At 60.1% G+C, this 14,137-nt stretch carries 16 protein-coding genes; 7 read left to right on the forward strand and 9 right to left on the reverse strand.

Going from position 1 to position 14,137, the window contains the following annotated elements; genetic code table 11:
* From GRB96_RS02640 to GRB96_RS02650, 3 genes are all read left to right on the forward strand, one after another.
* On the forward strand, positions 1-295 hold a 295-nt coding region (locus tag GRB96_RS02640; protein ID WP_205743470.1), incomplete at its 5' end, for a hypothetical protein.
* A gap of 238 nt (positions 296-533) precedes the next feature.
* Entirely contained in the window at positions 534-1,193 is a 660-nt protein-coding gene (locus GRB96_RS02645) for a hypothetical protein (protein ID WP_161430320.1), read from the forward strand.
* A complete protein-coding gene (locus GRB96_RS02650) occupies positions 1,190-2,221 on the forward strand; it encodes a HAMP domain-containing histidine kinase (RefSeq protein ID WP_161430321.1) in 1,032 nt (343 codons plus the stop codon). The genes GRB96_RS02645 and GRB96_RS02650 overlap by 4 nt, the downstream gene beginning before the upstream one ends.
* A 296-nt stretch (positions 2,222-2,517) precedes the next feature.
* On the opposite strand, the gene modC is transcribed toward GRB96_RS02650, so the two are convergent.
* The 5 genes from modC to GRB96_RS02675 all read right to left on the reverse strand — a co-directional run bounded on the left by modC (position 2,518) and on the right by GRB96_RS02675 (position 7,331).
* Positions 2,518-3,645, reverse strand: a complete 1,128-nt coding sequence (gene modC, locus GRB96_RS02655) for a molybdenum ABC transporter ATP-binding protein (RefSeq protein ID WP_161430322.1) — start codon at positions 3,643-3,645, stop codon at positions 2,518-2,520.
* 10 nt (positions 3,646-3,655) lie between these two features.
* Complete coding sequence (gene modB, locus GRB96_RS02660) at positions 3,656-4,351, reverse strand: molybdate ABC transporter permease subunit (protein ID WP_161430323.1); 696 nt, start codon at positions 4,349-4,351, stop codon at positions 3,656-3,658.
* Positions 4,352-4,363: 12 nt separating this feature from the next.
* The gene (gene modA / locus GRB96_RS02665; RefSeq protein ID WP_161430324.1) at positions 4,364-5,164 is read right to left on the reverse strand and encodes a molybdate ABC transporter substrate-binding protein; all 801 of its coding nucleotides are present in this window, start codon (positions 5,162-5,164) and stop codon (positions 4,364-4,366) included.
* Between the two features lie 75 nt (positions 5,165-5,239).
* A complete protein-coding gene (locus GRB96_RS02670; protein ID WP_161430325.1) occupies positions 5,240-5,620 on the reverse strand; it encodes a winged helix-turn-helix domain-containing protein in 381 nt (126 codons plus the stop codon).
* A 391-nt stretch (positions 5,621-6,011) separates the two neighbouring features.
* Positions 6,012-7,331: an IS1380 family transposase gene (locus GRB96_RS02675; RefSeq protein WP_161430326.1), complete on the reverse strand. Its 1,320-nt coding sequence runs from the start codon at positions 7,329-7,331 to the stop codon at positions 6,012-6,014.
* Positions 7,332-7,732: 401 nt separating this feature from the next.
* On the opposite strand from GRB96_RS02675, the gene GRB96_RS02680 reads away from it, so the two are divergent.
* On the forward strand, positions 7,733-8,896 hold the full coding sequence (locus GRB96_RS02680; protein ID WP_161430327.1) for a Fic family protein: 1,164 nt from the start codon (positions 7,733-7,735) through the stop codon (positions 8,894-8,896).
* Between the two features lie 36 nt (positions 8,897-8,932).
* Here GRB96_RS02680 and GRB96_RS02685 read toward each other — a convergent pair whose 3' ends face one another.
* The 3 genes from GRB96_RS02685 to GRB96_RS02695 form a co-directional block, all read right to left on the reverse strand.
* Positions 8,933-9,313 carry a gamma-glutamylcyclotransferase family protein gene (locus GRB96_RS02685; protein WP_161430328.1) on the reverse strand — a complete coding sequence of 127 codons (381 nt, stop codon included), beginning with the start codon at positions 9,311-9,313 and terminating at the stop codon, positions 8,933-8,935.
* Between the two features lie 64 nt (positions 9,314-9,377).
* A complete protein-coding gene (locus GRB96_RS02690) occupies positions 9,378-9,725 on the reverse strand; it encodes a putative quinol monooxygenase (protein WP_161430329.1) in 348 nt (115 codons plus the stop codon).
* 115 nt (positions 9,726-9,840) lie between these two features.
* Entirely contained in the window at positions 9,841-10,248 is a 408-nt protein-coding gene (locus GRB96_RS02695; RefSeq protein WP_161430330.1) for a hypothetical protein, read from the reverse strand.
* Between the two features lie 316 nt (positions 10,249-10,564).
* On the opposite strand from GRB96_RS02695, the gene GRB96_RS02700 reads away from it, so the two are divergent.
* Entirely contained in the window at positions 10,565-11,662 is a 1,098-nt protein-coding gene (locus GRB96_RS02700) for a YkvI family membrane protein (protein WP_161430331.1), read from the forward strand.
* On the opposite strand, the gene GRB96_RS02705 is transcribed toward GRB96_RS02700, so the two are convergent.
* The gene (locus tag GRB96_RS02705; protein WP_161430332.1) at positions 11,656-11,817 is read right to left on the reverse strand and encodes a hypothetical protein; all 162 of its coding nucleotides are present in this window, start codon (positions 11,815-11,817) and stop codon (positions 11,656-11,658) included. The two genes, GRB96_RS02700 and GRB96_RS02705, sit on opposite strands and share 7 nt — an antisense overlap.
* A gap of 146 nt (positions 11,818-11,963) precedes the next feature.
* Between GRB96_RS02705 and GRB96_RS02710 the strand changes: the two genes are divergently transcribed.
* Positions 11,964-13,328, forward strand: a complete 1,365-nt coding sequence (locus tag GRB96_RS02710) for a CHAD domain-containing protein (RefSeq protein WP_161430333.1) — start codon at positions 11,964-11,966, stop codon at positions 13,326-13,328.
* 81 nt (positions 13,329-13,409) lie between these two features.
* Positions 13,410-14,084 carry an SDR family oxidoreductase gene (locus tag GRB96_RS02715; protein ID WP_161430334.1) on the forward strand — a complete coding sequence of 225 codons (675 nt, stop codon included), beginning with the start codon at positions 13,410-13,412 and terminating at the stop codon, positions 14,082-14,084.
* Positions 14,085-14,137: the final 53 nt, after the last annotated feature.

Here is a 14,137-nt window from a genome sequence, read left to right on the forward strand (position 1 = left end):
GGTCGAGCAGCGTCAGCTCTTGATCGACGCACCGACAAGCCAGATTAATTATGCGAACTTGAGAATCGCCACACTAGAAGACCTTCCCGAAAATGGCACTACCCTAATTGCCAAGCGCGTCGAGATCGCCATGAAGCAGCGCCAGGGAAAAGAACTTAAGAAGAAGAATGTGCTCGTGGAGATGCTGAAGGAATTCGACAGCTGGACGACAATCAGTGACCTACCAACAGGCACCGCTGACAATGCCGAACGTTTATTCAAGAATATCAATGCTGCATTTGGGGTGGAGAGCTAGCTTGTCTTAAACAACAAAGCAGCCATTGATTTATGCCTCATGGACTGCGGCTCTTAGCCGTATGTGGAATTTTAGTCCATCCTGATGAGGTAGCTGAGGCAGTTGACGACCCAAAGCCGACATGTCGGGAAATGCGGAATACTCATTCATCTGTGTTTAACAAATGCGGAGGAAAAGGAGGCATTGCCGACCTTCATCACCCCCGCGCGGTAATTATTAATGGAAGGGTTTTGTATACATGCTTAATAGGTTGATCGATAAAATAATCAAAGGTGGCTCTCGGCCTGTTTTTAATGAGCTAACAAAGGCTGAGATAAAAGATAGAACAAAAATTCTGTTCATAGATGACAATAAGTTCAAGGTCATAGATATCTTGAAGAACAATGGGTGGAGAAATACTCAGTGCTTAGACGATATTGAGGACCTTGATGATATCAGAGTTAGGGAGTCACACATATTATTCATTGATATTCACGGCGTTGGGAGAGGGCTTGGTTTTTCAAACGAAGGTTTGGGGTTGGTTAAGGCACTAAAGGAAAGGTATCCCGAGAAGAAGGTTGTAGTATATTCTTCTGAAAGTAAGGGGGACAGGTTTGAAGAGGGTTTTGAATATGCTGATTCACGGCTTAAGAAAAACGTGGATCCGATAAGGTTTTTAGCCTTGGTGGATGATTATTCAGATGAGTTTTTTTCTTTGGATGCATGTGCGAATAGATTAAAGGAGATTCTCAGGGAAGATTTCAAGGTTTCTATGACTGTGGATGAAGTTAAGCAGAAAATTTATCAATTTCAGAAGAAAGGGGATTTTTCAGAAGACTCTGTTTCGCGTGCTTTTAATATTGGCAACGCAGGGAGTGTTGCCTCTATCATAGGGCTTTTCCTTGGAGCTTCGAGTTGAAATTCATTTATTTATATGATGCTTCCGTTGGTAGGTCCGATAATTTGGAAGATGGGTGTAAAGGCTGTGTATCAAAAGCTAATGCTTCCGTTAACTCCTTGAAGTGCCCAGTATTCCACGATAATAGAATGCATACGAAGAGGTCGAGTGAAGAAGGTGTTTTTTTCTTCTGCACATCTTACGAAGAAAAGTCGAAAAACAGTTTTCGAGGAAAGCTTGAAGGCTATGAGGAGTTAATTCGTCAGCTTGTCATTGAGAAGAACGAGCAGCGAGAAGAAGAAGCTGTTGGTTTTAAAAGACATTTACATAACTTGGTGAGCTTAAATGCTGTTGCTATTCAGTCGATTTATGCAAACATTCCACAGGAGAGCTTTATCCAGAGTAGGCGCGAAGAGCTCTTGTCGACTATCACTGAGCATGTCCGCTCTTCCCCTGAGATCTCTGCAAAGCTAATAGTAGACCTGCTTAAAAATGAAGTATTAAAGAAGGCTGAGCTTTCGGCTTATAATAAGATTTTCCACGATGAATCACCAGACTTTTTCTACTATTCTGCGCACAAGATTGTTTTGCTTGTTCTCAATTCTTTTTGGGATGAGTTTAAGGAGAAAGATGTCAGGGTATCTATGGATAGTTTTTATGGGAAGGTTAAGATAGACTTTGATGCGTTTGCAGCTGTTCTGACTCATGTCTTCCATAACTCAGCAAAATACATTCTTCCGAGAAGTAAGCTCTCCATATTTTTTCAATCTACAGGAGAAGGGGCTGTTAGGATAAGTTTTGAGATGATTAGTCTGAGAATAAAAAGAGAAGAGGAGGATCTGATTTTCAAAAAGAGCTTTTCCGGTGAAGAGCCAAGACGTTTAAAAAGAGATGGTGAGGGTCTTGGTTTGTGGGTTGTTAAAGAACTGCTCGGTTCAATGGGGGGGAGTATATCTGTTGAAACTGATATCGACAAGAGAAAGAGGAGGAATAAAATGGGTGTTAATTATGAGCTGAATAGATTTAATATCTTTCTTTTGCAGAGTTGATGGCCTCAAGCGACCCCCTCCAAAGCTGCACAGGCTACAGTGCAGCGATCAGAAAAGTGAGTCCGCCTTATGCACCAAGATGCTGAATGAGGTGGGCTTATACTAAGTGTTTGTGCGCGTCCGCTTCTGGCCGATAGCGGCTGTATGCAATATGGTCGTTTTCTTTACGCATGCTAACCGCCCCTCCAGGACGCCCTGGAGGGGCGGTTTTGTGTAAAGAAATCGCGTAAATGTTTCTACGCACAGGAAAGGTGGGTTTTGTTTCTGGCTTTCTGGTCAGCTTTGACTTCCGGCGCCTAATGACGCATGTCGAAAGCCACGCAGCGAATCAGGGCTTTCACCGGCATGCCTTGCCTGAGCCCTAACTCGTCATAGGACTTCCGTGTCAGGCGTGCTCGCAGGTGGTGTCCGCCCACACACAGTAGCAGCTCAATCGAGGTCGGGTTGTCCTGCAGGGTGCCGACTTGCTTGATGACAGCGTCAAGGTGGTTGCGATAGCTGCTTTGGGCAGTCTCCGAGAGTGCCAGAGCCACGTCGCGCACCGGTACTCTGACTCTGCATCTGGCCCCCACCTGGGCCTCGATGTGCGGTACCACCAACGTCTGGTCATCGCCAAGGTCCAGGTGCGTGAGAGCGTACTCACGATCATGGCTGGCGACTCGCGTGTCGAGCACCGAGGCAGCATCGAAGCCACCCACCTGTGCCGTCAGGTCGATGCGGTTAAGCACTCTGTCCAGGCTATCGCTGGCGGCGATCGTGCCGTTGTCGATCAGCACCAGATGATCGGCGATGGCGCTGATCTCCTTGGGGTCATGGCTGATGTAGACGATGGGGATTTCAAGGTCGCGGGTCAGCGACAGGATGTAGCGCAGCAGCTCTTGCTTGCGCGGACCATCCAACCCGGTCAACGGCTCATCCATCAGCAAGAGTTCCGGGTCGGTCAGCAGCGCTCGGCCGATGGAAACACGCCGGGCCTCGCCGCCCGAGAGCATCCCCGGCATGCGATCCAGCAGATCCCCGATGCCCAGCAGGTCGACGATCGGATCGAAGCGTAAACGGGCCGACGCCGGCATACCGTAGGTGAGATTGCCCCGTACTCGGTAGTGAGGAAATAGCCTGGCCTCCTGGAAGACCACTCCGACCCGTCGACGATGTGGCGGCAGGAAGTGGCTACGAGAGGTGTCCACCAGGCAGCGCTCGCCAATCTGTATGATGCCTTTGTCAGGACGATCCAGCCCGGCAATCAGGCGCAGCAGGCTCGTCTTGCCGCTTCCGGAGGCACCAAAAAAGGCTGACACTCCGTGAGTCGGAAGCGCCAGATCAACGTCCAGCGTAAAAGTGCCCAGCTGCTTGCTCACATCCAGCCGCAAGCCGTGTTCGTGCCTCGTCGAGGTGGGCATGCCCCGGCCCAGGGTGGCATCCATGAGAGACTCCTCAGGCGTCACGTTCGCGCAGACGATGGCGCGCATGGCGGGCCAGCCACTCGGAGGCCAGCAGAGAGAGCATGGCGATGATGATCGCCAGCAGGCACAGTCGAGCGGCGGCGGCCTCTCGGCCGGGCGACTGAATCAGGGTGTACAGGGCCAGCGGCAGGTTACGTGTCTCGCCGGGGATGTTGGAGGCAAAGGTGATCGTCGCGCCGAATTCGGAGAGGGCTCGCGCAAAGGCCAGCAGGGTGCCGGTGAGTAGACCGGGGATGGCCAGCGGCAGAGTGATGGTCACGAAGATCCTCCAGCGGCCGGCTCCCAGCGTACTGGCCGCGGCTTCCAGTTTGGGGTCGACTGCCTCCAGCGAGAGGCGGATGGCACGTACCAAAAGGGGGAAAGCCATCACGCCGCTGGCCACGGCAGCGCCCTGCCAAGTGAAGGGCAGGCCAATACCGAACAGATCGTGTAACCAGCGGCCCAGCCAGCCCTGGCGACCCATCGTGACCAGCAGCAGGTAGCCAACTACCACTGGGGGCAGCACCAGGGGCAGGTGCACGAGTCCATCGAGCAGCGCTTTGCCACGAAACTCGTGGCGTGCCAATAGCCAGGCGATGGCGATACCCGGCGGCAGAATCCATACCACGGCACTGATACCGATCTTCATGCTGAGGAGAATGGCTTCCCACTCGGCCGGAGTCAGCATCGCCTGCCTCGCTTAGCGGGAGGTGTCGGCAGGCGAGAAGCCGTGTGTTGCGAAGATGTTTCTCGCTTCTTCGCTTTCCAGCCAGGAACGGAAGGCTGCCGCTGCCGCGTTGTCTTCGGCATCGATCAGAGCGACCGGATAGACGATGGGCTCATGAGTATCCAGAGGGAACAGGCCCAGGGTACGCACGGCGTCACTCGCCTCGGCGTCGGTCTGGTAGACAATACCGACGGGGGTTTCGCCACGCTCCACCAAGGCCAGTGCGGCTCGTACGTCATTGCCACGGGCCAAGCGATCCTCGAGGTCTTGCCACTCGCCGAGTGCCTCCATGGCCTGCCGGGCATAGATGCCCGCCGGCACATGGTCGGGATCGCCAACCGACAGGCGCTCGCCCGAACCGAGTAGGCTCATGAGAACCCCGTCTTCACCCGGGATGAAGTCGTGGATCTCGCTGCTGGAGGGGGCCACCAGGGCGAGGCGGTTCTGCAACAGGTTGGCGCGTTCCTGAAGCAGGACACCCTGCTCTTCGAGCCAATCCATCCAGCTGATATTGGCGGAGATGAACAGATCCGCGGGGGCACCATTCACGATCTGGCGAGCCAGCGTGGACGACGAGGCATAGACCGGCACGATGGTGAGGTCCTGATGCTCCGACGTGTAAGCCGCGATGATGTCATCCATGGCGTCGGTCATGGAGGCTGCCGCAGACACCTGCAGGGTCGCCGCCTGAGCTAGCGATACGGTACCGAGTAATGTCAGGGCCAGCAGCCCGCAGCGAGCCAGGCGATGAGTTGTAGCGTCGAATGAGGGCATACGGGCACCGTTATGTACAAGTGAACATAGCGGTACTGTAACGAGCGGCTGCCGGTTTGCCAAGCCATTGGCTACTCAGTCTTCAGCAGCTAAGGCGTCGGGTCGCATGAGCTTCAATAAGGCGTCGGCATGTTCGCAGACGTCACGGTCCAGGCGACGTTGTAAGGCGCGGTAATGGTCGAGTACCTGGCGCCCGAGAGGTGTCACCTGGGCCCCTCCCCCCTCGGCTCCACCAGCCGCGGTAGTAATCAAGGGAGAGGGGAAGTGCCGGTTCATGGTGTCAATCAGCTGCCAGGCTTTCTTGTAGCTCATGCCCAGCTCACGACTCGCGGCGGAGATCGAGCCGCAGGCGTCGATCCGGTCGAGCAGGTCGGCCTTACCGGGCCCCAGAACGACGTCCTTCTCGGCCACGAGCCGAAGCTGGAAACAGGGCTGGTCATGGTAGGTGCGAGTCATGCGGGTATCACAGCCAAGGAGTTTGACTTCATCTTACTGCGCGTGGGCGATGACCAGTAGGCCAACCCAGCTGCGGGTATCTTGTCCTGGCATGACCACCAACATGACGTCATTATGTAAAGAAAACCAAGGTTTTCTTGTGGTGGAATGCAACCATTCAGATGGGGGAAAGGTTTAATCCAACTATAATAGCCCCCGAGGGTTAGTCCGCTTTTGGCCGATAGCCCGGATGTTGCATCGGGCTGATCAGAAGTGCTCAGGTTTCAGGCTCGGAGAGTGTGATCCCTCTTTGGGCCTGAAATTGGCTACATATTGATCAAATTACTGAGTTCAAGATGCACTGCCCCCAACCCCCATGTGTTTTCTGTGCCGGGGACAGCACGCCGCGGCGCTATCCCGGCACCAGCTTGCTGGCCAACTTCAGAAAGAGGTCCTGCTCCGGGTACTGGCTGCTCAACATCAGCCGAATCGTGCGCGTGTTGCGGGTGATGACGGCGCCGATCTTCAGCAGCTTCAGGCGGAGGGTGTTGACCTGGGCCTGGGCGAAGGCTGTGCGCCTGAGGTAAACCCGACGCAGCCGCTCCAGGAGTAGGTAGGCCAGCCCCGAGAGCAGCAGTCGGTACTGGTTGGGCCACCATTCGTGGCAGCTGGTGCGGTCGGAGAACAGGAACTGCTGCTCCTTGATACGGTTCTCCATCTCGCCCCGGGCACAGTAGCGGTGGTCATAGAGCCACTCGGCGCTGCAGCCGCGCAGGCTGGTGACCACATAGCGGGTGTTGAAGCCACGCCGGCTGGTCTCGGACTTGACGATCACCCTTCGTCGACGCTCCTTCCAGCTCTTGGCAGCGTACTCGATGAAGCCGAAGACACGTTCCTTCTCCCAGCTCTTCTCGAAGCGGATGGCCGATTCGTAGTCGATGTCCAGAGCCAGCTTGGCCAAGCGCTTGTTGCCGGCGAGGCCGATGATGTAATCGACGCCATGGCGGTCACACCAGTTGAGGATCAGCGGACGGCAGAAGCCGCTGTCGCCTCGGAAGACGATCTTCACCTCAGGCCACGCCTGGCGCAGCCGACGGACCAACAGAGCGAGGATGGCACCGGCGTGGTGAGCGGCATCCAGCGAGGCCGGACGCAGGTAGCTGACCAGCAGCTGGTCGCCACAGAACACGAACAGCGGCAGGAAGATGTAGTGGTTGTAGTAGCCGTTGAAGTGCCGCCCGAGCTGCTGGCCATGCACCCGATCGTCGGTAGCATCGAAGTCGAGGTAGAGCGGCTTCTTGGGTGGCCGCCGGAACGAGCGGATGAACTGCTCGATCATCTCCTCGTGGATGGTGATCGCCCAGTCCCGGTCAGCTTGCTGCTCGAAGCGGCACAAGGTGGACTGACTGGCCAGCACGCCATCGGTATCGACGGCGGTCTGCAGGGCGATGTCGTGACGCAACGCATGGTGGTCATTGAGATCCTCATAGCCCAGTGCCAGGCCGAACACGCGCTGCCGGACCAGGGTTTCGGTGCGGTGCAGGCAGCGCTGAGCGTCGCGCTCGTCGCTGAGTCGGCGAGCGACGGCGCGGGTCAGGCCCATCTCGCGATCGAGCTGCCGCAGCAGCAGGATACCGCCGTCAGAAGTGACATCACCGCCATCAAAACGGGCGATGATCTGACGACCTTTGCAGCGTGGAAAGGAAGCGGATGGCGTGGTACATTTTGTCATGGCGGCTGAAGCGGTTGGTTCTTGTGTAGGAGCTTGAATTATAACCGATTTTCAGCCGCCTTTTTCATGTCTGATGCAATATCCAGGATAGCGGCTATGCCCCAAATGATCGCTTCCTTCATTCACGGCGTTTCAAAAAGGCACTTCGCTTGCTGAGGAATTCCTTCCCTTGATTTTGTCCCATGATAGTCAGCAAGAGACTTTTGTAATGCCGACTGTCTGAAAAAAATGGGTATTCGGGCAATAAGATAGGCGGACGGAATAGCGGACAAAAGGGATGCCACTGGCACTGATCGGCTATTCCCAGGCTTGCCAGCTGAGCCGAAACCGATCTATATTCGGCTCACTATATGAGCCGAAAGATGTGCGATTCGGCTCATCCGTATTCTCGGAGGTCTGGCATGACCGATCACGCCTCGACATGGATCTGGCAGCATCCTGGCTGGCCGAACTTTACCTGGCAGGCGGCAGAGATTCAGCCACGGGTCCAGGCATGCTGGAGGGATCTCGGTATTTTGGTCGGTCGGTCTGGGGCCCTGACATCCGCGGATGACCAGGACGCCGATGCGAGAGCCGCACTGGATACGCTGTTGCAGAGCATTGTCACGTCCTCGGCCATCGAGGGGGAGCGGCTCAATGTGGCCTCAGTCCGCTCATCCTTGGCCCGACGCCTTGGCGTGGAGGAGCCTGAGGGCGTTACCTCACCACGTTCCGAAGGCCTGGCGGAGCTGATGCTGGATGCGACCCTCAATCCTGACACGTCGCTGGACACCGAGAGGCTGTTTCAGTGGCATCGCTGGTTGTTCCCTGATGCTAACGCTGGCCTGACGACGCTAAGGCCCGGACAGTGGCGCGGGGTCGAGCCCTTGCAGGTGGTCTCGGGTCGCCTGGATCGTCCCAAGGTGCATTTCGAGGCACCGCCGAGAGAGGGGTTGGAACACGAGGTTGCCCAGTTCCTCGCGTGGTTCGAGTCCAGCCGGCATGACCCCGAGCTCGATCCCCTGGTTCGGGCGGGCCTGGCACACTTCTGGTTTTTGACGCTGCATCCGTTTGAAGATGGCAACGGCCGGATTACCCGGGCCATCGCCGATCGCGCCTTGGCGCAGGCGGATCAGCAGAGTGTCCGCCTGTATGCCATGTCGGCGGCCATCCTGGAGCGCCGCGCTGACTACTATCGCCGCCTGGAAGCGAGCCAGCGTGGCACACCAGACCTGACGGCCTGGCTTGTCTGGTTCCTGGAGACTCTGGATGCCACCTTGCTGGATGTCCTGGCGCAGGTCGAGCGGACGCTGGCCAAGGCCCGCTTCTGGCAGCACTTCAGGGCGGCTGGCCTGTTGCCTGAGCAGGTGAGGGTGCTGAACCGCCTGCTGGATGGCGGTGAGAGAGGCTTCGAACACGGTATCAGTGCGTCGCAGTACCAGAAAGTCGCCAAGGTCAGTAAGGCAACCGCCACCCGTCACCTCGCTGGGCTGGTCGAGAAGGGTTGCTTGGTTAAGCTTCCCGGAGGTGGCCGCAGCACGCGCTATCAGGTGCCGGAACGGCTCCGTCAGGACGGCGGGGAATAGACGTCCCCCATGACGACGGGGCGATCCTGAAGATACTCACCATCCGCCCTGCCGTATGGCCGTGAAGCCCGTCACGTCGGGATTGTAGAGATAGAGCCAGGCAGGGCCGAAGGCGGTGGGGTGAACGGCGCGATCATAGAGGCCCTGCCGGGGCTGGTGGGGGCGGTAGTCCTCCAACTGGTCGAGGCCGGTCAGCAGCCGGACTTCCACCTCGAAGACCTCGATCTCCACTCCGTGCGAGGACTCGAGCTTGGCCCCGGGGAAGGGGCCAAGGTCGTATAGGGTCACGTCGGCCAGGCGGTCGCTGCCCATGAAGCCGGCGCCATCAAGCCAGTGGTGATTGCGCAGGCCGCGCTTGAGGGTGCCGTAAACGGCGACCAGCGGCGTGCGGGGGATGGCCAGAGCAGGGGGCGGCATGTCGGGTCTCTCGTCAGCCGTCGATGCTAGAATGCTAACACGCTGCCTGGCGACGGGGCTGGCCTTACAGCCTTGGTGCGTCGTAGTTGATCGGCTCGTCGGTATAGACACAGACGTTGGCGTCGGCGATGTCGCCGGCGGGGTCTTCCAGGTGGGTGGCGAAGAACTCGCGGATCTCGCGGCGCTGGCAGTGGGCCTCGAAGGCCTCGCGGTTTGCCCAGATCTCGTGGAAGACGATGGGGTAGCTGTCGCCCTGAGCGAAGGGGTTGTCGATCTTGCGGGTCACCGTGTAGAGCAGGCAGGCATCTTCCCGGTGGGCGTTGGGCTCCAGCGCCTGCAGGGCGCGGAAGAGCGCCTCCTCACGGCCGGGCTTGGGCTTGAAGCTGGCGGTGCAGTAGATCTTCTGTGACATCGCGGCTGTCCTGATGAGTGAGTAGGGCGCCGACGATACCACCCCAAGGCAGAGCGAACGAATCGCGGGCAACCGCGTGCAGGCCGAACCCGGGGAGAGGTGTGGCGCCAGGCCCTCAGGTCAGGCGCTTGAAGCCTTCACGAAAGCGCTGCCGGGCGTGTTCCCAGCGGGAGGCGGGCGGTGCGGCAGGCGCCTGGGGCAGGGCCGCGCTGGCGCGCTGCAGGGCATCGAGGATGGCATCCAGGTGGCGGTGGCAGAGGGGGGCATCCAGGCCACCCGGGCAGCGCTTCAGCAGGGCGTCGCACTCGTCGCTCGCCTGGGCCAGGGCGCGGCGGGCCTCGTCGTTGTCCTCGGCCTGCGCCTGGCACTCCTTGAGCTCCCGCGAGAGCATCATCAGCATCTTGCTGTCGAGCCAACAGGGCATGGTGTCGCTGGCCTTGCCGGCCATGGAGTTCTTGATCGCCTGGAAGGAGACCTGCAGGAAGACCGCCGTGTAGTAGGCCTTGGGACGTTGCAGGCTCATGGGGGTCGGCTCTTTCAGGGAAACAAGAATTGTTATCGATAATGGCCAAAGCCGGGCCCGGGGTCAATGCCCCGATCAGCGACATGGGGCCGCAGCATGTGGCGAGTGTGATCGGGAGGGAGGAATACTTTTTTACGATAGGAAACTATTTTTCTTATCGTATACTTCGTGCACCCTAAGGTTCCGTTGGCACCCGCTCCCTGTTGCCGGTGCCAGTCCATCCCCGATCTGGAGCGGCGCGCGCCGGCTTCCGGCCCGAGCCGGGTTCCCGATCCCTCGCGGACGGCGTGAGCCCGAGTGCAACGAGGTATTTCTGATGAGCAAACAACCCTTCCTGATCGCCATGACCTTCATGTCGATCATTATCGGCGGTGGCTTCGCCTCGGGCCAGGAGGTGCTGCAGTTCTTCACCGGCTACGGCGTCATCGGGATCGCCGGCACCCTGGTAAGCGCCCTGCTGTTCGCGTTTCTCGGCATGCAGATCGCACGGATGAGCTCCAGCATGCAGGCGCGTTCCCACAAGGAGGTGCTGGTGGCGCTGTTCGGCACGCGGGCGGGGCTTGCCATCGACCTGGTGCTTTCCTTCTTCCTGTTCGGCGTCGGCGTGGTGATGCTGGCCGGCAGTGGCTCCATCTTCGCCCAGCAGTATGGCCTGCCGCCGCTGTTCGGCGGGGTGCTGCTCAGCGTGCTGGTCATCCTGACCCTGTGCCTGCGGGTCCGGGGAATCATCAACCTGATCAGCGCCATCATGCCGGTCCTGCTGCTGCTGGTGCTGACCATCACCGTCTACTCCTTCTTCACCAGCAGCGCCTCGCTGGAGACGCTGGAGGCCGTGGCGACCGAAGTGCCGACCATCAGCAAGGGCTGGCCGGTCTCGCACTGGTTCATCGGCGCACTGCTCTACGCTTCCTTCAATATCGCCGTGGGCTTCCCCATGCTCTCGGTGATCGGCGGGCTGACCCGCGATTCCCGCGAGGCGGCGCTGGGGGGCATCCTGGGCGGGGTTGGCCTCGGCGTGCTGATCTTCCTGCTCAACATCGGCCTGTTCGCCAACCTCGAGCGCCTCGTCGGGGTCGATATGCCGTCGCTGATGCTGGCCACGGCGGTGTCGCCGCTGGTGGCCATGGTCATGTCGCTGGCCCTGATCTGCATGATCTACAGCACGGCGGTGGGCATGTTCTTCGCCTTCACGGCGCGTTTCGCGACGCCGGAGACCAGCCGTTTCAAGGTGTTCAGCGTGCTCTTTACCACTGTGGGGCTGGTGCTCAGCCAGTTCGGGTTCAGCACCCTGATCGGCACCGTCTATCCCATGCTGGGCGTGGTGGGGCTGGTCCTGATCGTGGCGCTGGGCTACCGCTGGCACACCGCCCGCCGCGAGGCCAGGGCGGGTCTGGCCAGTTCGTCCAGCTATTGAGCATCCTGATGACTCGCCCGGGCTTCGACACGGTTTCTGCCGAGTTCTTTGACCCGGTAGAGGCTGCCGTCGAGCCTGAGCACCACCATGCCATCCCAGGACGCCTCGAACAGGGCGTTCCAGAGGATGGTCTCGTTATTCCCGGATGATGGCATGGGCGGATTCCCGAGCCTCAAGGTGTGGGTGACTGGTTATCATAGTACCTCACGTTGCGTCATCCTGGTGCACTGTTGACCGGCGAGGTGGTGGCGGCGGGAGTGGTCTACGCTTGGCACCACACAGCGAGGTTCGGAGCGAGTCCATGCGCTATCTCTACCTGATGCGCCATGCCAAGGCGAAGTCGTCACGTGCCGATCTGGCCGATCATCGGCGTCCCTTGCGGCGGCGAGGCCGGCATCAGGCCGAGGCGATGGCCGCTCCACTGCAGCGCTGGGGTGCACTGGAGGGTGACATTCACGTCAGCAGCGCCAGGCGCTGCCTGCAGACCCTTGAGGCCGTGGACAGCGTATTGCCCGGCCTCGGGGTCGCCGATCGGGTACAGCTTCACGATGATCTCTATACCTTCGAGGGGCAGGCGCTTCTCGAGTGGCTGAGACGCCTGCCGGAGGCGAGTGAGCGCGTGCTGGTGATTGGTCATAACCCGGCCCTGCTGCAACTGGCCCGCTGGCTGTGTCCCGAGGCGCCGGCGTCGCTGCCGACCGGCGGCCTGGTGTGCCTGGCGTTGCCCGTGCCCTCATGGCAGGCGTTGGCCAGGCATGGCGCCGAGCTCACGGCCAGCCTGACGCCCGCCGAGGCAAGCCATGGTCTCTTCAAGCGCCGGGCCCCGGTCGCACCCGATCTGCGCAAGGCCGACCCGGCGAGCCGGGTTCACGCGCTGCTGTGCCACCAGTATCGCCTGGTCCTTGCCCTGGAGCCGGGCGTGATCGCCGGCATCGATCCCGAGTTCCTGCACCAGTATCGGGTCAATCTGCGCCGCAGCCGTGCCATCGGCGAGTCTCTGCTCGCCATCGCCAGGGTGCCCGGGTTGAAGAAGCGGCTGAAGCGGCTCAAGCGCCGTGCCCAGGCCACCAGCGAGCTGCGCGACCTGCACGTCTTCCTGGAGAGCCTGGATGCTCGGCCGGCGCCGCTCTCGGAGCGGATCCGGATGACCCTGCATGACTGGCTGGCCGCCCGCGAGCGGGAGCGGCATGAGGCGCTGTGCCGGCAGCTCGGTGAATCCGAGTATGCCGAGGAGATGGCGGCATGGCAGGCCTTCCTCGATGGCAACCGCTTCCAGCAGGCGCTGGCTGGCCTGGATTCACGGCGCGTCGACAGGGTGCTCGTGGAGCGCATCGCCGAACACGATCGCGAGCTTGCCGCCCTCGGCGTCGCCAGCCCCGACGAGGCCTTCCATGACCTGCGCAAGGGGGTGAAGCGCATCCGCTACCTGGCCGAACTGGACCCCAAGCGCCATCGGCGGCTGCTGAAAGGGCTGAAGCGTCGCCAGGGAGTGCTCGGCGATTTCCAGGACCTGTGCAGCCGCCAGGCCTGGATCGAGGCCTTTGCCGCCGCTTCCCGCAATGCTCCCAGGCGCCGGCAGGAGTGCGCTGCCTGGTGTGCCGCCCTCGAGGAGCAGAAGCGCGACCTGCGTGAGCAGGTTGTCGCCCTCGCGCCGCTGGCATCCTGAGCCCAGGCGCAGGGCCGGGTTGAACTGCGTGGCCGGCTCCTCCACCTTTGACCTTTTCCCATCATCTATCCAGGAGTTGAGATGACTGCCACTGTACTGATCACTGGCGCCAACCGCGGCGTCGGCCTGGCCCTGGCTCGCCACTATCACGCCGCCGGCTGGGCGGTGATTGGCGTCTGCCGCAGTGGCGGTGAGGAGGCCGCCGAGCTGCGCGACGTCGCCGAGACGCTGATCGAGGGCATCGAAGTGACCCGCGCCGAGGATGTCGAACGCCTCAAGGGGGAGCTGGCGGGTCGCCGCCTGGACCTGCTGATCAACAATGCCGGGATGCTCAGGGATGAATCACTGGGCGAGATCGACTTCGACTCCATCCGCAGCCAGATGGAGATCAACGCCTATGCGCCGCTGCGGGTGAGCGAGGCGCTGCTGGGGAACCTGGGCGAGGGCGCCAGGATCGCCAACATCACCAGCCGCATGGGCTCCATCGCCGACAACGACTCCGGCGGCCGCTACGGCTATCGCGCCTCCAAGGCGGCGCTCAATGCCTTCGGCAAGTCGCTGGCCATGGACCTCAAGCCGCGCGGCATCGCCGTGGCCCAGATCCACCCCGGGTATGTGAAGACGCGCATGGTCAACTTCGGCGGCATGATCAGCGCCGAGGAGGCCGCCGCGGGTATTGCCCAGCGCATCGAGGAGCTGACCCTGAAGAACAGCGGCGGTTTCTGGCACAGCAACGGCGAGGCGCTGCCCTGGTGACGGCGACGCCGTCCAGCGCCCCGGCGCCCGGCTTGGCGCAGGGAACAACCGGA

The sequence above is a fragment of the Halomonas alimentaria genome (genome assembly GCF_009902005.1).
GTDB classification, from domain to species: Bacteria; Pseudomonadota; Gammaproteobacteria; order Pseudomonadales; family Halomonadaceae; genus Halomonas; species Halomonas alimentaria.

Coding starts and splice junctions, on each gene's coding strand:
- GRB96_RS02710 (WP_161430333.1), top strand. CDS start 11,964: ATGCGCTATCTCTACCTGATGCGCCATGCCAAGGCGAAGTCGTCACGT.
- GRB96_RS02715 (WP_161430334.1), top strand. CDS start 13,410: ATGACTGCCACTGTACTGATCACTGGCGCCAACCGCGGCGTCGGCCTG.
- modB (WP_161430323.1), bottom strand. CDS start 4,351: ATGCTGACTCCGGCCGAGTGGGAAGCCATTCTCCTCAGCATGAAGATC.
- GRB96_RS02690 (WP_161430329.1), bottom strand. CDS start 9,725: ATGTCACAGAAGATCTACTGCACCGCCAGCTTCAAGCCCAAGCCCGGC.
- modC (WP_161430322.1), bottom strand. CDS start 3,645: ATGGATGCCACCCTGGGCCGGGGCATGCCCACCTCGACGAGGCACGAA.
- GRB96_RS02680 (WP_161430327.1), top strand. CDS start 7,733: ATGACCGATCACGCCTCGACATGGATCTGGCAGCATCCTGGCTGGCCG.
- GRB96_RS02685 (WP_161430328.1), bottom strand. CDS start 9,313: ATGCCGCCCCCTGCTCTGGCCATCCCCCGCACGCCGCTGGTCGCCGTT.
- GRB96_RS02705 (WP_161430332.1), bottom strand. CDS start 11,817: ATGCCATCATCCGGGAATAACGAGACCATCCTCTGGAACGCCCTGTTC.
- GRB96_RS02645 (WP_161430320.1), top strand. CDS start 534: ATGCTTAATAGGTTGATCGATAAAATAATCAAAGGTGGCTCTCGGCCT.
- GRB96_RS02675 (WP_161430326.1), bottom strand. CDS start 7,331: ATGACAAAATGTACCACGCCATCCGCTTCCTTTCCACGCTGCAAAGGT.
- GRB96_RS02670 (WP_161430325.1), bottom strand. CDS start 5,620: ATGACTCGCACCTACCATGACCAGCCCTGTTTCCAGCTTCGGCTCGTG.
- GRB96_RS02700 (WP_161430331.1), top strand. CDS start 10,565: ATGAGCAAACAACCCTTCCTGATCGCCATGACCTTCATGTCGATCATT.
- GRB96_RS02695 (WP_161430330.1), bottom strand. CDS start 10,248: ATGAGCCTGCAACGTCCCAAGGCCTACTACACGGCGGTCTTCCTGCAG.
- modA (WP_161430324.1), bottom strand. CDS start 5,164: ATGCCCTCATTCGACGCTACAACTCATCGCCTGGCTCGCTGCGGGCTG.